At 54.1% G+C, this 19,615-nt stretch carries 19 protein-coding genes; 13 read left to right on the forward strand and 6 right to left on the reverse strand.

Annotated elements, in window-relative coordinates; all coding sequences use genetic code 11:
* Positions 1-159 precede the first annotated feature (159 nt).
* The 6 genes from V8I28_RS04540 to V8I28_RS04565 all read left to right on the forward strand — a co-directional run bounded on the left by V8I28_RS04540 (position 160) and on the right by V8I28_RS04565 (position 6,190).
* Positions 160-1,326, forward strand: a complete 1,167-nt coding sequence (locus V8I28_RS04540) for a serine hydrolase (RefSeq protein WP_341778928.1) — start codon at positions 160-162, stop codon at positions 1,324-1,326.
* A gap of 272 nt (positions 1,327-1,598) precedes the next feature.
* Entirely contained in the window at positions 1,599-2,414 is an 816-nt protein-coding gene (locus V8I28_RS04545; protein WP_341778929.1) for an HAD-IIB family hydrolase, read from the forward strand.
* An 83-nt stretch (positions 2,415-2,497) separates the two neighbouring features.
* The gene (locus V8I28_RS04550; protein WP_341778930.1) at positions 2,498-3,790 is read left to right on the forward strand and encodes a PTS transporter subunit EIIC; all 1,293 of its coding nucleotides are present in this window, start codon (positions 2,498-2,500) and stop codon (positions 3,788-3,790) included.
* Entirely contained in the window at positions 3,771-4,580 is an 810-nt protein-coding gene (locus tag V8I28_RS04555; protein WP_341778931.1) for an alpha/beta hydrolase, read from the forward strand. The genes V8I28_RS04550 and V8I28_RS04555 overlap by 20 nt, the downstream gene beginning before the upstream one ends.
* A 61-nt stretch (positions 4,581-4,641) precedes the next feature.
* Positions 4,642-5,457, forward strand: a complete 816-nt coding sequence (locus V8I28_RS04560; protein ID WP_341778932.1) for a Cof-type HAD-IIB family hydrolase — start codon at positions 4,642-4,644, stop codon at positions 5,455-5,457.
* A gap of 82 nt (positions 5,458-5,539) precedes the next feature.
* Positions 5,540-6,190 (forward strand): hypothetical protein, encoded by a 651-nt coding sequence (locus V8I28_RS04565; protein WP_341778933.1) that lies wholly within the window; start codon positions 5,540-5,542, stop codon positions 6,188-6,190.
* A 216-nt stretch (positions 6,191-6,406) separates the two neighbouring features.
* On the opposite strand, the gene V8I28_RS04570 is transcribed toward V8I28_RS04565, so the two are convergent.
* Positions 6,407-7,363, reverse strand: a complete 957-nt coding sequence (locus tag V8I28_RS04570; protein ID WP_341778934.1) for a nucleoside hydrolase — start codon at positions 7,361-7,363, stop codon at positions 6,407-6,409.
* A 157-nt stretch (positions 7,364-7,520) separates the two neighbouring features.
* Here V8I28_RS04570 and V8I28_RS04575 point away from each other — a divergent pair, with 157 nt between their 5' ends.
* Positions 7,521-8,564 carry a PrsW family intramembrane metalloprotease gene (locus tag V8I28_RS04575; protein ID WP_341778935.1) on the forward strand — a complete coding sequence of 348 codons (1,044 nt, stop codon included), beginning with the start codon at positions 7,521-7,523 and terminating at the stop codon, positions 8,562-8,564.
* Here the strand turns inward: V8I28_RS04575 and V8I28_RS04580 are convergent.
* A complete protein-coding gene (locus tag V8I28_RS04580) occupies positions 8,549-9,304 on the reverse strand; it encodes an alpha/beta hydrolase (RefSeq protein ID WP_341778936.1) in 756 nt (251 codons plus the stop codon). The genes V8I28_RS04575 and V8I28_RS04580 overlap by 16 nt on opposite strands.
* Before the next feature lie 45 nt (positions 9,305-9,349).
* Here V8I28_RS04580 and V8I28_RS04585 point away from each other — a divergent pair, with 45 nt between their 5' ends.
* A complete protein-coding gene (locus V8I28_RS04585; RefSeq protein ID WP_341778937.1) occupies positions 9,350-10,342 on the forward strand; it encodes an NAD(P)/FAD-dependent oxidoreductase in 993 nt (330 codons plus the stop codon).
* Between the two features lie 282 nt (positions 10,343-10,624).
* Here V8I28_RS04585 and V8I28_RS04590 read toward each other — a convergent pair whose 3' ends face one another.
* Together V8I28_RS04590 and V8I28_RS04595 are read right to left on the reverse strand one after the other, a co-directional pair.
* Complete coding sequence (locus V8I28_RS04590; protein ID WP_341778938.1) at positions 10,625-10,939, reverse strand: hypothetical protein; 315 nt, start codon at positions 10,937-10,939, stop codon at positions 10,625-10,627.
* Positions 10,940-11,078: 139 nt separating this feature from the next.
* Entirely contained in the window at positions 11,079-13,169 is a 2,091-nt protein-coding gene (locus V8I28_RS04595) for an LTA synthase family protein (RefSeq protein WP_341779016.1), read from the reverse strand.
* 844 nt (positions 13,170-14,013) lie between these two features.
* Between V8I28_RS04595 and V8I28_RS04600 the strand changes: the two genes are divergently transcribed.
* On the forward strand, positions 14,014-14,679 hold the full coding sequence (locus tag V8I28_RS04600; RefSeq protein WP_341778939.1) for a histidine phosphatase family protein: 666 nt from the start codon (positions 14,014-14,016) through the stop codon (positions 14,677-14,679).
* Positions 14,680-14,694: 15 nt separating this feature from the next.
* Positions 14,695-15,129, forward strand: coding sequence for a GNAT family N-acetyltransferase (locus V8I28_RS04605; protein ID WP_341778940.1), 435 nt, complete (start codon positions 14,695-14,697; stop codon positions 15,127-15,129).
* 150 nt (positions 15,130-15,279) lie between these two features.
* On the opposite strand, the gene V8I28_RS04610 is transcribed toward V8I28_RS04605, so the two are convergent.
* Positions 15,280-15,759 carry a C40 family peptidase gene (locus V8I28_RS04610; RefSeq protein WP_341778941.1) on the reverse strand — a complete coding sequence of 160 codons (480 nt, stop codon included), beginning with the start codon at positions 15,757-15,759 and terminating at the stop codon, positions 15,280-15,282.
* Between the two features lie 202 nt (positions 15,760-15,961).
* Here V8I28_RS04610 and V8I28_RS04615 point away from each other — a divergent pair, with 202 nt between their 5' ends.
* Positions 15,962-16,432, forward strand: a complete 471-nt coding sequence (locus tag V8I28_RS04615; protein ID WP_341778942.1) for a MerR family transcriptional regulator — start codon at positions 15,962-15,964, stop codon at positions 16,430-16,432.
* A gap of 57 nt (positions 16,433-16,489) precedes the next feature.
* Here V8I28_RS04615 and V8I28_RS04620 read toward each other — a convergent pair whose 3' ends face one another.
* Positions 16,490-17,131, reverse strand: coding sequence for a methyltransferase family protein (locus V8I28_RS04620; protein WP_341778943.1), 642 nt, complete (start codon positions 17,129-17,131; stop codon positions 16,490-16,492).
* A 131-nt stretch (positions 17,132-17,262) separates the two neighbouring features.
* Between V8I28_RS04620 and V8I28_RS04625 the strand changes: the two genes are divergently transcribed.
* Positions 17,263-17,799 (forward strand): PadR family transcriptional regulator, encoded by a 537-nt coding sequence (locus tag V8I28_RS04625; protein WP_341778944.1) that lies wholly within the window; start codon positions 17,263-17,265, stop codon positions 17,797-17,799.
* A 2-nt stretch (positions 17,800-17,801) separates the two neighbouring features.
* Positions 17,802-19,244, forward strand: coding sequence for an MFS transporter (locus tag V8I28_RS04630; RefSeq protein ID WP_341778945.1), 1,443 nt, complete (start codon positions 17,802-17,804; stop codon positions 19,242-19,244).
* The last annotated feature ends 371 nt before the right edge of the window (positions 19,245-19,615 follow it).

The raw sequence follows: 19,615 nt of genomic DNA on the forward strand, positions 1-19,615 counted from the left end.
CCGGTAAGTCATTCAGGTAGCACGTGGTGGATTACGGTAAAATTACGTCCCCAACAACTGGGTTACAAAATAGACTGGGCCCTTGTGGTTGAGCGGTTTCACATGGTAGGCTTAAATGTAATGAATCGGTAAATATAGGAAAAGGGGATTTACATACGCATGACAATTTCGAAGGTTAAGGGGGCGCTGCTGGCGCTACTCTTTACGGTGACTCTTGGGGCCGCTACGAGTGTGCAGGTTACCGCCGACGCCGCGACTTACACGACCGTGTCGAGTAAGAATGTGACCAAGACGGCGTACCACAAGAAGAGTACTAGTGGGGCCATTTACAATCAGGCCCACAACAAGCGCATCGCCACGATGAAGGGCTATCCGAATACCACCTGGTACGTGACGAAGCAGGCGACTTTGAAGCACAGCAATTCGAAGGGGATTTACTTCTACGTGTCCAACAAGAGTGGCTCGGTGAAGGGCTGGATCTGGCACGGCTACTTGAAGAAGGGCAAGGCACCGTTTGGCTTGAAGTACGCCAAGAATGCCGTCGCCTTGGATTACACCACGGGTAAGGCCGTTTGGTCCAAGAACGCGAACACCGCGCGGCCCATCGCTTCTGTTTCCAAGCTGATGACGCTCTACTTGGTCCTCGATAAGATCGATAATGGTTCTGGAAAATGGACGGATATTGTCAAGACCAGTAACAGTGGCTTAGTCGCCATGGGGAACAGTGCCAGCTGTGGGGGCTTCAAGTTCTACAGCAATCACAAGTACACGGTCAAGGAACTCTACGATGCCGCGTTGCTCGATTCTTCCAACAACGCAGCGATTGCCTTGGGCCAGTGGGTCTCCGGCAGCAATGCTAAATTCATCAAGAAGATGAACGCGCAGGCTAAGAGCTGGAACTTAGGTAAGGCCAGCTTTGTTTCCGCCTCGGGGTTGGAAAATAGCGACCTGAAGGCTTTTGGCTACAGCTATGGTAAGGCCAACGCCAACATGGTATCGGCCAAGGACGTGGCCTTGATTGCCCGGCACCTGATTAAGGATTATCCGCGGGTCTTAACGGATGGTTCCGTTGGGTCCAAGACGGTCAACGGCCAGCTGTGCTACAACTACAACAACATGTTGCCCGGTCGGAAATACTATCAGGCTAGTCTGAACGTGGACGGCCTGAAGACGGGGTACACGCCGCTTGCCGGGTACTGCTTCGTGGGAACGGGGCAGAAGGCCGGTAAGCACCGGGTCATCACGGTTGTCTTACACGATGAAAATGAATTTACCGAAACGCAATCCTTAATGAACCACGCCTACAGCTTGGGGATGGATGCGTAAGGTGAGCTAAATAATCTGGGAAATCACGCCGATTGTTGTTGGCGTGATTTTTTTTAAGTTAAAGCGTTGAAAATAGAATTAACGTGCGGCAACGATTTCTTTTGGCGACTAATTCGTCTAAAAATCATCGTCGAAGCGAGTCGTTTACGCTATCGGAAACGCTGTTAAACCGGCGTTTGTTTTATGATTAAATTTGTAAGTAAAAGGCGTTGTGCTGGGGAATTTTGTCGGGTATGCTGGGGATAGGTTAATCGAGAAAGGGTGGGCGTTGGATGCGACCAAAAGTAATTGCAACGGATTTAGACGGAACATTTTTAGATGAAGCTGGGCATTATGACGTGGCGCGTTTCGATGCCCAGCTGGCCGCACTCGGTCGCCGGGAAATTCGTTTCGTGGTGACTACGGGTGACCCCCTCGACCACGTTCAGCAGCTATTTGCGCCGCTGACACATCGCCAGAACCTGACCTATATCGTAGAGGATGGCGCGTTGACGGTGACCGGACACGGGGAACAGTTGCAGGTCCAGGCGCTGGCCGATCGGGATTGGCGGGACGCTGTGGCTTGGTTGAAGACCGCCCCGATAATGGCGGATTGCTTTGTCATCGCCTGTGGGCGCGACCGCGCGTACACCGAACTGGCGACCACGAGCCAGCGGTTTCACGAGTCACAGGCCTTCTATCCCAGTCTCACGCAGGTTACGGATTTAACGCAAGTGACGGCTGACATCCTCAAGCTGGATGTGACTTGGCTGAAAACCGAGGTTCGCGAGCAGGTCGCCGCATTTAATCGCCAATTTCAGAATCGGCTGGTGGGGACCAGTAGCGGTCTGGGGGGCATGAACGTCACCTTACCCTTGGTCAGTAAGGCCGCGGCTCTGCTGGCTTTGGGCCAAATTTGGGGCGTTTCGCCGGATCAGATGGCGGCCTTTGGGGATTCCGGCAACGATCACGCCATGCTCGAGATGGTGGGACAGGGATTCGCCGTGGCCAACGCTGATCCGGCCATCATCACCGGACCGGTCAAGCGGTTGGCGGCCACCAATCAGCAGGGGGCCGTTAGCCAGCAAATCGACCAGTGGTTAGTTTAGGTGACCGCCAGACTAACTGAGTGACTGGAATGTCCGGGACCACCCGATTGCCGTACAATTTACGGTATTGGGGGATGGTAACGATGGCTGAACAAGTGAGTGGCTTGGGCCGACACCTCGTTGACTGCGAAATCAAGTTTCGGCGTAACCGCCAGATGCGGGCGATCTATTGTGCGCTACGCTTGATTTTTCCGTTGATTCTCGTGGGTACCCTCGCCGATTTTATCAATCAGGCTTGGTTACAGCGCAGCGGCTACTATTACCAGACGTTACACGTGGCCAAATGGGTCTTTCAACTGAAACTATGTCGTCAATATTTAGGATTACTGAGTGCGGGCACCCTTGGGATGGCCGCGATTCTCGTGGCGTTTGCGGTGAGCTTTTATCTCGTCGCGCCGGCCACGCCCGTGATTGCCAATCGGTTGATGGCGGGAATTATCGCCATCATTGTGCTCAAGACACTTAACGTGAATCGTGCAACGGTATTGAATAATCACCCCGTTCAGTGGCTATCCAACAATCTCGGCCTCTCTGGTATCTTGGTCGGGGTCCTCGTGGGGCTGTTGGTCGGTAATGGCTATCGCTGGCTGATTAACCACCAGGACGCCGCACAACATCCGCTGGCTCAGTCGGTGGGGGGCATCAGTCTATGGCTTATCGTCCTGACCGGCTTGGGATTTCTCTGGCTGAAGACGCAAACGGTTGGCCTGACTGCCGCCTTACTGGCCTTGTCCCGCTGGCCGTTTCAATTGCCCCAGCATCTGGGCGCCTTGCTGGGATTCGGACTCTTAACGGGGCTTTGCCAGTGGTTGGGCATCTTGGGTCCCATTGCCAGTGTCGGTGGGCAGTCGGTTCAAGCCGCCCAGAATTTAACGGCGGTTCTCGATCACAGCGGTTGGCAGGTGCCGCATCCCGTCACGCTACACACCGTCTTTGATGTTTACGCGGCCAGTGGGGGACCGGGCATGGTCTTGGCACTCTTGCTCGCCATCTTTTTGGTGAATCATAACGTTCGTCAGCGGCAGATCGGTTGGTACTGCCTGATCCCGACATTGGGGAATTTCAACGCCCCGCTGTTAGTGGGCTTGCCCGTGCTGTTCAGTCCGCTTCTTCTGGTGCCCTTTCTCCTGGCACCATTAGTCTGCACGACGCTGAGCTGGGGGTGCCTGGTGCTTCACTGGGTACCAGCGGCGGCATATCCCTTGGCCAATGGGACGCCGGGGATCTTGCAGGCCTATCTGGGTACCGGCGGCAGTTTGGCCGCTTTGACCTTATCGGTGGTCGAATTAGCCCTGAGCACGGCCATTTATTACCCGTTCGTCAAGTGGGCGGGCATCGCGGAGGAGGTGGTCGCTCATGAAACGACGATTTCGTAGCGTGTTGGTGATTATCCTGGGATTGGTGTTACTTTGCGTTCCCGGTTTTCTGTGGCGCCCGCAACAGCGTACCGCCGTTCAGGCGACCTACCGTAGTGCCATGGCGCCGGTCTTCTTGGTGCCCGGGTCCAGTGCCACGCAGAACCGCTTCAACGCATTGGTCGCGGGAATTAACCAGAAGGCGAAGCATCGGCACAGCCTCTTACGCGTAGAGGTCATGACCGATGGCACCCTGAAGTACACTGGGAGTATCCGGGCCAACGACACCCAGCCCATCATTGTGGTCGGTTTTGAGAATCATCATGATGGGTATGCCACGATTCAGAAGCAGGCGAAATGGTTTACGATTGCCTTTCAAGCCCTACAGCGGACCTATCACTTCAATCACTTCTCGGCGATGGGGCATTCCAATGGCGGGCTGGTTCTAACCATCTTCTTGGAGGACGACTTGGCCAAGACTAAGGCCCACGCCGACCGCTTAATGACGATTGCCTCGCCGTTTAACCTCGAGGAGTCGGACCAGAACGTCGATACGCCACTGTTCAAACAACTCAGTGCGGGGCGGCAACGATTGCCTAAGGAACTGACCGTCTATTCTATTGCCGGAAGTCAGGGCTACTCGGGCGATGGCATCGTGCCATTCGACAGTGTCAATCGCGGAAAATTAATTTTTCAGGGGCAAGTCAAAAGTTTTACGCAGATGACGGTGACCGGCGCGAACGCCAATCACGCCGATTTGCCGGAGAACCAGCAGATTCTCGCCCTCATTCGTCAGGACCTTTTAGCGTAGTCGAGGTTCACTTCGCGGCCACTAACGTGTAAACTAGAGGGTATACGGAGGACGAAAACGAATGATAAAAATGATTGCACTCGATCTAGACGAGACGCTACTGAATACCGATAAGACGATCAGCGAAGAAAACGCCGCGACTTTACGGCGGTTGCACACCGCGGGGATCAAAGTGGTGCTGTGTACCGGCCGGCCAATCAATGCGATTTGGGGTTATCTGGAGCAACTTGGTTTGACCACGAGTGAGGACTACACGATTACCTTCAATGGCGCGCTGGTGATTCAAAACACCACGAAGGAGGCCCTGGCCCAAAGCGGGTTGAGTAAGCACGACTTTCAACCCCTGCACGCCTTTGCTCATGAGAACGGTTACCCGTTGGATATCCTGGACTTTGATCAGGTTTATCCGGTGTCCGACCTGACGCCATCGGTGTATCAGCACATGCTTAAGGCCCCAATGGACTTTGTCCCGACTAAGTTTGCGGATTTGCCGGATCATCTCTTCAGCAAGGCCGTGATGGCAACGGACGCGCCCGTCTTGGACGCGGTCGTTAGCAAGCTGACGCCGGCGCTAAAGGATCGCTACCACGTGGTTCGGTCGCAGCCCAAGATTCTCGAATTCTTGGCGGCGGACATGGATAAGGCCGTGGGCTTGGGTCAGCTATTGACGCACTTTGGCTGGGACTTTAGCAACCTGATGGCCTTCGGTGATGCCGAAAACGACCTCGGGATGATTAAGGCCGCCGGAGATGGCGTGGCGATGTTGAACGGTCAGCCGGAGATTAAGGCGGCCGCCGACCACCAGACGCCGACCACTAATAACGAGGCCGGTGTGGCGGCTTATTTGAAGCAGCGTTTTGTCGATATCCTGAGTTAAGGGTAGCGATTGTTTGCAATTTCTGAGGAACAATGGCACTATAAAAATTATAATGTGTGGATTAATAAGGAGGAGTATGGTCATGAAACGTTTATTGGTTAAGTTAGGACTAACAGTGATGGCATTGGGTACTTTGGGTGGCGTCGTTGCGCCCAGCATCTCTGCTAGTGCGGCGAAGAAGCCAACGATCAACAACACCGATTTAAAACGGTATTATAAGAATGCCAAATCCAAGACAGCCTTTTACTTTAAGACGTACAAGTCAGGTGGCAAGACCGGTTCGCTACTGATTTTCGGTGACTTCGGGTCCACCCCTAACGTGAAGTATGGGGTGCCAACGTCGACTAAGCTGAGCAAGAATCGTCAGACCTTGACCACGAAATACAAGTTGATCCAATTCAAGACGGTTGATAAGAAGACGACCACGTCTCTGACCAAGAAGACGTACACGTTCAAGCTAACCAAGAAGTCTAGCACGAAGTTCACGGCTAAGATTGCCGGGACCAAGGCCAACCGGCGTTTAGCAACGACTGGTAAGACCTACACGTACACGAAGACGAAGACCAGCCCCGCAGCGGCTTATGGCAAGAAATACGTTAAGCCAGTGCTCTACAAGGAATACATGAAGGCCTTCGACTCACTGTCAGCGGCCAACCAGAAGAAGTTCGCTAACCAATACGCGAACGCTGGGGTCAAGACCATGACCAACAACTTCAATTACAAAGTTAAATAACGCAAGAGAAAGGGTCTGGGGATAAAATTCCCAGACCCTTTGTGTCTCTGAATTTCTGGTGTTGAAGCCGGCTGCCGTTTGTTGCCCTCTTTTTTTCGGAAGTGGGTGAGGACTGGCGGAATTTCCGGTAGCCACAGCCAATCGCGATAAGCCTCGCCTAATCAAAAAAGCCACACCCACCGTGATTGATGAGTGTGGCTTTAGCTGTTAAAAGGGTTAGTTCTTCTTGAACAGAGCCGTCAAGTATTCCATGAAGGTCTTCAGGTAACGGTCCTTATCAACCGCTACGGCGACCTTGACATTGGTTGGTTCGTTCAACCGGTTGTCGTCACCGATCGTCCGACCATAAGTTTCCTTGTTGTAGTTAACCACCATGTTCAAGTCAATCGTGGTAACGAAGCTTGGGTCCAAAGCAACCCCAACGGCAAGTGGGTCATGCAAAGCACAGCCCCCTAAGTTATCGTTAACGTCGACGTAGGCTTGAATGTAGTAGTCCACGATGTCGGCAAATTTTTCACCGGCTTCGGTCCCTAAGTCACGCCATTGTTGGGTCTCCTTCTTGGTTAAGAGGGTCCGCAACGTCACGTCCAGACCAACCATAGTTGAATGCATTGGGCTAGTCAGAACCGCGTTAGCCGCTTCGGCATCTTGGTTGATGTTAGCTTCGGCATAGGCCGTGACGTTACCAGGAACCGTTAAGGCCCCACCCATGAAGGTCATGTTGCCAATTTCCGTGGCGATTTCTGGAGCCTTCTTGAGGGCCGCTGCCAGGTTGGTCATTGGGCCAGTTGGGACTAACGTCAAATCTTTGCCGTACTTGTGAACGGCGTCGATTAAGAAGTCCACACCGGATTCCTTTTCGATAGCCCGCTTGGGTGCGGGTAAGTCAACTTGGCCGATCCCGTTTTCACCGTGAATGTCGGCACTAACTTGCATCCGGTCAAAGTGATCGCTAGTTGAGGAGTGACTTTCACCTAAGTATACGGGAATGTCGGTGTGACCGAGCAGTTCCAAAATCTTCAATGAGTTTTGGCCACCAGCTTCGACCACCACGTTACCGTAAGAACCGATAATCCCGATTAAGTCTACGTCTGGAGCACCTAAGGCGTAAGCAATTGCCAAGGAATCATCGATACCTGTATCTAAGTCTAGAATCATTTTACGTTTTGCCATGATTTCGTACGTCCCCTTTGATCGATATATATTAAATGGGCTGAACACCTACACTAACTATAATGTAACGGTTTACATTTAGCAACCCTTCTTGGAAGCAAGTTGAAGCGCGACGCTATTCACGGTAAACTAGAACGCGAATAAGGGGGAGTGTACCATGGCCAATAAAGAGTCCGTTAAGCCGGTCAAACGGCATTTTGAGTATCACAACCATTTACTAGATGACGCCACCAAAGAGATGAACGAGTGGACGGGCGAAAATAAAGTTGTGGAAATCCATTTATTTTCCATGTTTTCCGCCGTGTTTAAACACCACGATTTAGACGATGCCGAGTCGTTATTTATCGTCGGCACCAAAGAAACCACGCCATCGCTGGAGGCCGTCTCGGCGGCGCCGGTGAAACCGTGGCTGTTTTCGCGCGTCTTTGCCGTACTCGGGGCCAGCTTCGTCTTGCTGGCGCTTCTGTTCTTGGGATTTCGTAGCAACAATGCCGTGCCGGGGATGATTTTCATCGGCTCGCTGACCGTCCCGTTTTCATTAATGATTATGTTTTTTGAAATCAACGTCTTTCGTAACATTTCCGTCTACCAATTGATGGCGGTCTTCCTGGTGGGGGGCATCCTGTCGCTGGTGGCGACCATGATTCTCTACTCGCTGATTCCGTCCGGTAACGGCGTGTCATGGGAGTCGGCGCTCATCGTGGGCTTTATCGAAGAGACCGCCAAGATGCTGGTGATTGCCTTTTTCGTCAACCGTTTTCGCTTAAATTATATTTTTAACGGCCTGCTGATTGGGGCCGCCATCGGGGCGGGTTTTGCCGTCTTCGAAACGGCGGGGTACACCGGTCAGTATGGTCTGGTGACCCTGCTGATGCGCAGTTGGCAAGCCATCGGGACGCACACCATTTGGTCGGCCATCATGGGCGCGGCGATTATTCTCGCCAAGGATCGGCACCAGCCTGTGACCGGGAGTAACATGGTCGCGCCGAAATTCCTGCGGTTTTATTTACTGGCGATTCTGTTGCACGCCGGCTGGGATTGGAACGCGCCATTTGCCGTGCTGGACATCCTGTATCTTCAGCAGTGGGCGCTGATTGCCATCGGCTGGTTGGCCATCTTCGTGTTGATTAACGCCGGCCTGCGGGAGGTGCGGACGCTCCAGGGACAACGCATCCTGAAGAACAGTCAGCTTGGCGGATAGAGAAAGTTAATGATTTGCCGGTCGATGCCGGGATTCTCGTGGAGGAGCGAGTGCTGCATGTCCCAGACGGGGCCGTCGAGCTCTTCGAAACGGTAGCTGCCCACGCGGCCGGCCACCAGTCGGTGCATCGGCGTGGTGGTGTCCACGGGCACCTCGCTATCGTTGCCGATTCGGCCAATGTTGCCGGCTAAATTAAGAATATGAAGCTGGGGATAGCTGGTATGCAGGGGGGCGCGACCGGGGAAGTCGGCCCCGATGCAGACCAGTCGGCTGACGGTGACCGGCGCGTGTTGGCGTTGATTGAGATAGTCGTAGGCGATGGTACCGCCCGAGGAGTGGCCGACGAAGTTGACGTGGGTAATGCCGTAGCGGTCGTGGAGTTGTTGGAGGACGGGCACCAACTGCCTGGCCTCGCGCCGGGCATGGGTGTTATCCTTGAAGAGCACGGGGACCAGGACGTTGGTAGTCAGGCGTTGGTGCTGTTGCCAGCGGACGTGGCCGTCGAAGGCCACCTTGGCCGTTAAGCCGAAGTGGCCGAGGTGGGGCCGGTTCAGACTCAGCACCATATCTCGCATGGACAGCCACCCGCCACTGTTGCCCGGTAGAAATAGGGTGGCCGTACGGGTCTGGGGCACGCGGACATTGGCCAAGGCGGCCTGGCGCGCATGCCAAGCCCCAACGAGGCCCCCGAGAGTGAGTAATGCTGTGAATAGAATAGTCAGACCACGCAGGTGTTTCATGACGACCACCTCCTCATCGTGTGGTTAAAGAATGGAGTTAAAATAATGACAGAAACTTATGATATTACCATTGTTGGCGGCGGCCCAGTCGGCATGTTTGCGGCCTTTTACGCCGGGATGCACAACGCCAAGACGCAGGTCATCGAAAGCTTGGCGGAACTGGGCGGCCAGGTGAACGCCCTGTATCCGGAGAAGACAATTCTGGACGTGGCCGGGTTTCCCGGCATCAAGGGCCGCGACCTTATCGCCGGCCAGCGCGATCAGCTCAAGCAATTCCCGTTGACGATTAAGACGGGCGAGGCGGTCACCAACGTGGTGGCTAATACTGACGGCTTTGCGGTGACGACGCCCAAGGGCACCAGCCAAACGCGAGCGATCATCGTGGCCGTGGGCAACGGAGCCTTTGCGCCACGTAAGCTCAACGTGGCCAATGCGGACGCACTGACGGGCAAGCACCTCTTCTACAGCGTACGTGACCTCGAACATTTTCGCGGCAAGAACGTGATGATTGCCGGGGGCGGGGATGCCGCCATTGATCAAGCGTTGCTGCTGGAAACCGTGGCTAAATCCGTGACGCTCCTGCATCGCCGGGCCCAGTTCAGGGGGTTAGCTCACATGGTGGACTTGCTCGAAGCGTCCACGGTTAACGTCAAGACGCCGTACTTGATTCGCGACCTCCAGACGACGCCGGACGGGACCGTGGACGTCACCCTCAAACAGGTGGGGTCGACCGATGAGTTGACCCACCAAGTCGTCGACGATCTGGTGGTCAGCTATGGCTTTACGGCGGACCATTCGGCCTTGGCTGCGTGGGACGTGGACCTGGCCGAGGATCACCGTTTGATTGCTGTTGACCGGCAGATGACGACCAGCGTTCCCGGCATCTATGCGATTGGTGACGGGGCGACCTATCCCGGTAAGTCGCCGCTGATTGCGATCGGCTACGGTGAGGCGCCCATCGCCGTGCAGGCCATCATGAGCACGTACTTCCCCGATCGCCGTGGGCCGGTGCACAGCACGTCAATTTCACTGAAGTAAGTGGCTCCCTGTTGTTGGCGACATAGCTCTTGCTGGCCGCCTTGCCGTTCGCGGAATCTAGGCTGGATCGCTGGGGAAGGACGGCCCGAGCCACAGGGCGGTCTCGGACCTTGCTTTGAGCCGGAAAACCACCGTCTCAAAGTCACCGATTTAGCGGCAAAGCCCACCGCTAAATCCCCCGGCTGAGCCTAGATTCCGCTTCACTCACGGCTCCGGTACGTGTTATCCCGCTGCGTTTGGCTGAACCCATTACACGTCAGCCATCGACGGTCAATGTTAATATCAATTTCTCGTGGCGGCCACCCGACCACTGCCGGCAGACACCAGCATTTCACGACAAGTCAGTGGTGACTCACGACCCGCACTGAACCAATTGCTGCGGCCGACCGCTAACCTAGCCGGGAGTGAAGCCCCAGATGAGCTCAGCCGTGGGATTCCCTTAGCGGCTGGTTTTGGCCGGTTAGGGAATGGCGACTTGGAAACGCCGGACTTTGGCGGTTCCAAGCGAGGACTGAGACCGCTTCTCAGGCTCAGGGCGTCCTGCCCACCGCGTTCCAGCTCATCTGGGGCGAACGGCGAGGCGGCCAGCTCCAACAATGGTCGCCAAGAACATCTGGCCGGTGTCCCTGACCTTCAGGTAAACCTTAGAATGCACGCTGATTAAATGCAAAGAAGCTATCCGCTCAACCTGATGATTGAACGGATAGCTTCTTTATTTTGACTTCAGCTGGCCAGCTTACTTGCCGCTGGTGTCGTCCGGATTGGTAATCTTGATCCGGTTGGAATCGGTTTGCTTGTGGTTCAGTTCCGGTGCATCGGTCTTGTAGAGGCCCTGCGTGGACTTGTCGCCATTCCGGGAGAAGAGGCTTGTAGACTTCAAGCCCAGCTTCTTCTCAATCTTTTCAGCCTTCTGTAAGCCATCGGAATAGTTGTAATCGCTGGGATCAACCGCGGTGAAGCCTTTAGGATGGTAGAAGCGTAACAGGTTCTTGGAGTTCAGGGAATCCGAGTAACTCAGTCCCTGGTTCACGTGTTGCTGCATCTTCTCAATCTTAGCCTTGAGCTTGCCGGTCGGGTGAATCTCCTGCTTGGTCTTATTACTGTAAATCGTGCCGTCAACGGACGTGTAGCCGGGGCTTTCCCAATCCCGGTTCCGGAAGGCCACGACCTGGTTATGTTCGCTGGAGAACAGGTCGGTGCCGAACTGCAGGTACTTCTTGGTACTCATCCCCATCAGGTGCATCAGCGTTGGCAGAACGTCAATTTCGCCGCCGTAGGTGTGTTCAACCTTTCCCTTGGTGTAGCCGGGCATGTTAAACATCAACGGGACCCGTTGGAGCTGGGCGTTGTCGTAGTCGTTCCAGTCGTCCGGATCGACGCCTAACAACTTCGCCAGGCTCTTGTTGGAGGAATTAGAAATCCCGTAGTGGTCCCCGTAGATCATAATCAGCGAATTCTTGGCCAGCCCCGATTTGTTGAGGTAGTGGTAGAATTCCTTGATCGATTGGTCGAGGTAGTTGGCGGTCTTAAAGTAATTATCGACCGTCTTATCGCCGGTATCTGGCGTCTTAAAGGTGCTGTCTTCACTATCCAAGGAGAACGGGAAGTGGTTGGACACGGTCAGATACTTCACGTAGAACGGCTGTTGGAGGTGTTGCAGGTATTTCACGGAATCGTTGAACAGCAGTTTATCCTTCAAGCCATAGCCCAGCGACTTATCGCCCGAGGTATCGTAGTAGCTGGCGTCGAAGAAGTACTGGTAGCCGAGGTTCTTGTAGGTGTTGTTCCGGTTCCAGAAGCTCCCCACGTTTCCGTGGAAGACGGCGGTGGTGTAACCGGCCTGGTCAAAGATGGCCGGCGCTGCCTGGAAGGTGTTGTCGTTGCCCAGCTGGGTAAACAGCGACCCCTGTGAGAGGCCATACGTGCCGGTCTCCAACATAGTTTCGGCATCAGAGGTCTTACCTTGGCCGACTTCGTGGAAGAAGTTGTCGAAGCTGTAGGTGGCTTTACTCTTGTAGAGCTTATTCAGAAATGGCGTAACTTCCTGGCCGTTGACCTTCTTGTTGATCAGGAACTGCTGGAAGCTTTCCAGGTGAATGATGATAACGTTTTTCTTCTTAGCCACCCCGTAGAGCTTCTTATCGGGAGCGGCGTAATTCTTGTGGACGTATTTTAGAATCCCACTGAGCTCGGACTTCTTGGCGTGGGAGCGCATCTCGCTGGTGTGTCCGGACTTGATGCCGTCGTAAACGGTGAAGGCGTCCAGCCCGAGGTATTTAACCACGTAGGTCCGATCGAAGGTCCGCGTTAACAGTTGCGGCCGGTCCATTTCCCCCAGCGTCAGGTTGACCGAGAAGGCCAGTAGGGCAGCGGAGGTCACGGCCAGGCCGACGCGCTTGTTGACCGGCCGCGGGTCCACGTAGATTCGCCGCGTCAGCATCAGAATCAAGACGATGACTAAATCCAGCCAGTAGAGAATATCGTGCGGCGAGGTCAGGGCCAGCGAACTGCCGGAGAGTCCTTGGTCCACCTTGGAATAGCCCAATACGGTGCTCACGGTCATGAAGTCGGTGAATTCCCGGAAGTAGATGACGTTTATGTAGAGCAATAGCGTATTCAGAATATCGATTAAAAATAAAAACGGATAGAAGAATCGGGCCCGCTTGAGATATAGGGCCAATCCGAAGAGTAAGACGGTCGTCGCAATGGGATTCAAGACGACGATGAGAAACTGGAAGGGGTCGCTCAGCCCCAGTTTGAAGTCGACGAAATAGGCGACTAATGTCTTTAGCCAGAAGAGCACGACTAGGAGGGTGACAAAGCCCATCCGTGTGCCGGTTCTGGCCCAGATTCTTTTGAAACGTTCCAAGTTATTTCGCTCCTTCATTTATAAATAAGTAGTCTTATTCTACCATAGTTAGGTCGTGTTGGCTGGCGTTGACGAAAATGGCATTTTCCCTATCCTAGCAAATAATGCGGTGGGATAGTCGTTCTGCCGCCAAGTTTAGGAAAAGTTTAAGTCCCAGCCAAATTTTTCGGCAACACGGGACGGGCTGGCCGCCTACCGTTCGCCCCAGATGAGCTGGAACGCGGTGGGCAGGACGGAGAAAGCCTGAGAAGCGGTCTTTTTCCTCACTTGGAACCGCCAAGAGTCGACGTTTCCAAGTCGTCATTCCCTAACCGGCGAGAACCAGCCGCTAAGGGAATCCCGCATCTGAGCTCATCTGGGGCTTCATTCTCGGCTCCGGTAGCGGTTGACTATCAGATTGGCTATGCTTGGTGGTGTTATCGTAAAATTGGGCTAACGCTAATTTTGGGGGTAACCACCTATCCTGCCGGAGATCGCCAGTAGTGGAGCCAGCTGTGACAACGCCGTTAGCTGGCGTTTTTAGCCAGGTTACAGCGTGGACGACTTGGGAGACTTACGATCTGTGTAAGGCTTCCAAGCGAGCCGGAAGCCCGTTTCTTGGCTGTAGGCGGTCCCCACAGCAGGCGGAACTGCTGGCAGGCGTAGGCACCTGGTTTTACCAGTTTCGTGGTTATCGGCAAGGTTAGACTAGCTTTGGGCGAACGGTAGGCGGCCAGAGCAAAGAAATCAATACCATTATTGGCGTTATTTGGTACACTAGAGTCAGACAAACCTGTCAGTAGAAGAAAGGTGTGAAGGCGTTATGGACAAGCAAATCACGTTGTATGTGGTACGGCACGGACAGACTTATTTCAACATCTATAATAAATTGCAGGGGTGGAGTAATTCGCCGCTAACCGAAGCGGGGATTGCGGATGCCCAGGCGGCCGGTGAGCGGCTCAAGGATGTCCAGTTTGCGGCGGCCTATTGTAGCGATACCACGCGAGCCGAGCAGACGGCCAAGACGATTCTGGCCGCCAACCATTCCCAACCGGCGGCCAAGTTGACCACGGCCCCGTATTTTCGCGAGGAGTTCTACGGTTACTACGAGGGCACCGACATGGCCCAGGCGTGGTACGTAGCCGGGGCGCCTCACGGGGTGCCGACCTTTAAGGCCATCGAGGAGAAATACTCCATCGGGAAGGCCAAGGACTTCTTAAAGGAAGCCGATCCCTTCCGTCAGGCCGAGAATAACGAGGAGTACTGGGCCCGCGTGGACCAGGCCTTCGACTTGATTCGGGCCAACCCGGACCTAAAGGATGGCGACAAGGTCTTGATGATTAGCCACGGCAATACGCTACTGAGCCTGATGGAACGTTACGGGCAGGGAAAATACGACCTGAGCGTGCGGCCGGCGAATGGCAGTTTGACCAAATTATTACTGACACCGGACGACATTCAGGTGTTAAGCTACAACCAAAAAGATTAGAACGAGGATGGTTTGATGGAAATTAGAATGGCTTGGGGAAAGTTGAACCCTGTCTACCAGAACGCTGTGCAGATTCGAAAGGACGTGTTCATTGCCGAACAGGAGATTGACCCGCAGGTAGAGCTGGACGGCACGGACGAGGATAAGATGCACTACGTGGGTTACGTGGACGATCAGCCCGTTACCACAGCACGAATCGACATGTTGGCGGGTAACCGCGTCAAGATTCAGCGGGTCGCCACGGAAAAGGCGGCGCGCCATCACGGGTACGCCGGTGAATTGATTAAACAGATTATGGCGGATGCCAAGAAGTCCGACGTGAGCCGCGTGGAACTGGATGCTCAGCTAACGGCCATGGATTTCTACAATGAACTCGGGTTTAAGCCCGTTGGTGAGGTCTTTGAAGAAGCAGGAATTTCTCATCGGACCATGCGCTATACCGTTAAATAAAGCAGTTTAAAAAACGTCATTGGTTAAGTGGGAAACCCACTAGCAGATGACGTTTTTGGTTACAAAAAACACGTTACCGTAAGCCAATTGCTTACGCGTAACGTGTCAGAATTATAATCGTTCAGTTGAATTCATGAGGTTCAGTTAGAACTAGTCGGCGTCAGTAGCCGTGGTTACGCGAGCGTAACCCACAGCGTGCCACCAAGGGGCATGAACGGCTTCGCGAACGACACCACGGTTTTGGGCATCAATCATCTTACCGTTACCTATGTACATCCCAACGTGAGAGATAGAACTCTTGCTGTAACCAAAGAAGACTAAGTCACCCTTTTGGATGTTCTTGTAACTAACGTGCTTGTACTTGTTGTATTGAGCCTGTGCGGTCCGTGGCAACGTGGTCTTAGCGCCCTTCTTGTAGATGTAGCTGGTGAAGCCAGAGCAATCGAATGCGGAAGGACCAGTTGCACCGTAAACGTAACGAGCACCTAAGTGGGACTTAGCTACCTTGTAGACTGACTTGAAAGAACTGTTGGAAGCGGCTGATGCGGTGGTCGTGGTGCTCATCGAAACGGCGAAGACCCCAACCAAAACTAATGCAAATGCGGCTAATATTTTAACAACTTTCTTCATTCCTACTAACAACTCCTCATGAATTATTACAGTTATTAGCCTACCAATGTAATGTGACAAATATGTAACAGGTCGTTTGCAAACGGGTTAAATGTCTTAAACAAATCGTTACTTTCTGCAATTTAGTTGCAATATTACCCGAAACCTTGGTATTATCTAACAGGATTGGTAAGTAAGTTAACATGGGGAGGAAGCGTGAGCAATGGCAGTATTTTCAGAACAGATTCGCGAAGCCTTTGACTTTCATCGGTTAGTCTTTCGCATCGGGGAGTTATCAGCGATGACCGATGTGTCTGCTAGGCAGCTCCGTTACTGGGAGAAGAAAGGGCTGATCACCTCTCGTGAACGAGACGATGGCCAGCAAGCGCGGGTCTATACCTTCAAGACCTTTATTAAGGTGTCGATCATGAAGTATTTCATCGATAACGGGTACACCCTGAACGGGGCGGCCAAGCAGGCCCAGGCGCGCGAAGACCGGGTTAAGGATATCCACCGGTTCATCTCAACTGGCATGAAGGGATTCGCCCAGATCGATGGCCGGATGGCGCTTAATCTGGGTCGTTTCGATGACGACCGGACGTTGATGGCCGTGTTACCGGACGAGGGCGACGTGCAGTATAAATTATTACCCAACGCCGAAGCGCAGCGATTGACCGCTGAAATTGACATGTAACATTAAATAAACGGGTCCAGGATGGCATTCATCTCGGACCCGTTTTCATGTGCAATTTTACCAGATAAACGGAATTAGTTCCTTGGTCTCCCGTTGGTAAGCGGTGAAGGCCGCGCCATACTTGTCGGCGAGATACCGATCGGCCGTGGGAATGTAGGAGAAGATGAAGAGCGCCAGCAACATCAGCGGAATCAGCAGGGCGAATGGATTGCTCGTTAAGAGCGCACAGCCCAGGACCCAGAGGACGTCGCCGAAGTAGTTGATGTGAATAGCGTACTTAAACAGGCCGCCTCGGTAGAGTTTGCCGGCATTTCGGGGGTCGGCCTTGAAGGGCTTGCGCAGGAGCTCGGCGGTGGTATTGATTAGACTCCCCGCGACAAAGCAGATGAGTCCCAGCACGTAAGCGACCAGGTTGAAGTGACCGCCATGAATCAGGAGAAGCGGAAAGCCCAGGTAGTAGAGCGCAAAGGCTAGACTATTGCCGAGCGCTTCGGGCCAACCGATTCCTCGGGGCAGCCAGAGAAACATCATCGCGTTGAGCCGGAAGAAAATTACCGCCAGGCAGCCGGCCATTGTCCAGGTGAGCAAGCGTGATTGGTTGCCGGTCGTTAACCAGTAGCCGCTCAGGCCGAGGTACAGGCATTGCGCCACGAGAATGGTGAGCTTAGCGCCACTGGCGGAGTGTTTTAAACCATACATGGGATCATCTCCTTTAAGCCAGCGTACACCTTCAGTCGGCCGAAATAAAGGTGATACCCATTTCGGGAGATTTTTGCTGGTATATATCGGGACGATATACTATAATGAGTCAGCGATAAGGAGTTGACGAGATGTACGAATTATTTATTCTGGGCCAGCTGATGGACCACGCCATGTCGGGCTACCAGCTCCGCAAGGCCTTGGCGACGGTGGTCGGGCCGGAACAGACTGTCAGTTACGGCGTGCTCTACCCGTTGCTGGAGCGTCTGGCCCAGCGCCAAGAGATTACGCTGGCCACCGAAACGGAACGGCCACGACCCAAGAAGGTAGCCACGATTACCGCCCAGGGGCGTACCCACTTTGCCCAGCTGGTGATGGTGCCGGTCGCCATTAACAAGCAGGCGCAGTTGGCGTTTCAGATTAAATGTAACTTTTTACACTTACTGTCACCGGCGGCTCAACGTACGATTCTCTTGAATTTTCAGCAATTTAGTCAGTATCAGTTACGAAACTTACAGAACGTCCGCGATTATTTAACGGACCATCCCCGCATGGTACCGACCGACGTGGCCGATGCCTGGCAGGTCAATCAACTTCAACAATTACGGGCGCAGGCGCAGGCCGACTGGATAGTAGCGCGGCTGGCCGACCGATCAAAGGAGCACTGAGTATGGCAGTGAAAAGTTTTGCGGACAACCCGCAAATTCAGAAACATCGTTGGTGGATCTTGGTGGCAGTCTGTCTCTTTACCTTTATGTCCACGCTAGACGCGAGCATCGTCAACATTGCCTTGCCGGTCATCAGCAAGGACTTAGCCATCCCGATGAATCAGGCGGAGTGGGTCGTGTCCATCTATCTGATTGTCATCTGCGCGTTACTCCTGCTCTTTGGCAAACTGGGCGACACCCGCGGTAAGATTCGCATCTTTAAGATTGGATCCGTGCTGTTTACGGGGGGCTCGTTACTCTGCGGCTTCCGGTTGGGTCTAGGCTTTCTGCTGGTCACGCGGGCGATTCAAGCCGTGGGGGCTGCCATGACTATGGCCACCAATAGCGGCATCATCACCGAGGTCTTTCCGTTTAACGAACGGGGACGGGCCTTGGGGATGATTGGCTCGTTCGTCGCGCTCGGCAGTATCGCGGGGCCCGGCGTTGGCGGCTTGATTCTGGCGCATCTGAGCTGGGGATACATCTTTTGGATTAACGTGCCGATTGGCGTCGTCGCCTTTCTCATCGGCCAACGCATCCTGCCCAGAGATATGACGATTAGTCGCCAACCGATCGACCGGCCCGGCGCCGCGCTGTTTGCGCTGATGATGGTCACCATCTTTGTCGGCGTCTTCGTGGGCCAAGAGATTGGCTTCATGCGGCCCGTGATTCTCGGACTATTCGTCGTTGCGGCGGTGACCACGGTCGTCTTCGTGCGGTTGGAACTACGGGTGGCTCATCCGATTCTAGCCCTGCACCTCTTTGAAAATAAACGCTTTGCCGTGAGCATTCTCTGTGCCTTTCTGATCTTCGTGGCCAACTTCTTCTTCAACGTGGTGGCTCCGTTCTACCTGGAAAACGCGCGAAACATGCCCGCCAATTATGCCGGGTATGCGCTGATGACCTTTCCCATCGTGCAGGTCGTGGTGGCGCCCATCGCCGGGAGTATCTCGGATAAGATTGGCCCGGAAATCCTGACGTTCGTGGGTCTGATCTTGATTTCCATCAGTCAGGTCGGGTACATGCTGGCCAACTTAGCCACACCGCTGTGGGTGTTCATGTTCTTCGTGGGCCTGGTCGGCTTCGGCAACGGGGTCTTCATGGCACCCAACAATTCGATTGTCATGAGCGCCGTGCCGCTGAAGGACCTGGGTGTGGCCGGTGGGGTCAACGCGTTAGCCCGTGAAATGGGGATGATTGTGGGTATCTCGGTGGCCACCACGGTCCTCTTCGCCGCGATGGGGCACTACGCCGGGCATAAGGTCACGGCCTATCTGCCGGCGCACCCGGAAGTCTTCATTGCCGGGATGCACGTGGCGTTCATGGTCTCGCTGGCCATCTGTTTGGTCGCCAGTGTCATCACCGGCTGGCGGGTGTTCCACCGAACGACCTCGATTAAGGGCTAGTCACCATAGTCGTGGCTGGCCGCCTTGCCGTTCGCGGCATATGAGCTGGAACACTGGACTAATCCGAGCCTGCGCCTGCCAGGGGTTCCGGCAGGGTAGTGGCTTTCCCCGAAGGTGAGGGCTACCGGCAACAACTGGTGTGACGCCAAATCAAGTACTGCGGACAAATTGCCATCATAGCCGAGAATGAAGCGAAATATGAGCTCAGCCGTGGGATTTTTCAAATGGTTCCTTTGGAAAATGGCGCCTTGGAAACACCGGTTTTGGGTGGTTCCAAGCGAGGGACGAGACCGTTTCTTAGGCTCGTCCCGGTCTTTCCCACCGCGTTCCAGCTCATATTTGGCGAACAGTAGGGCGGCAATTCAACACAG

Source organism: Levilactobacillus sp. HBUAS70063 (assembly GCF_038374745.1).
GTDB lineage: Bacteria > Bacillota > Bacilli > Lactobacillales > Lactobacillaceae > Levilactobacillus.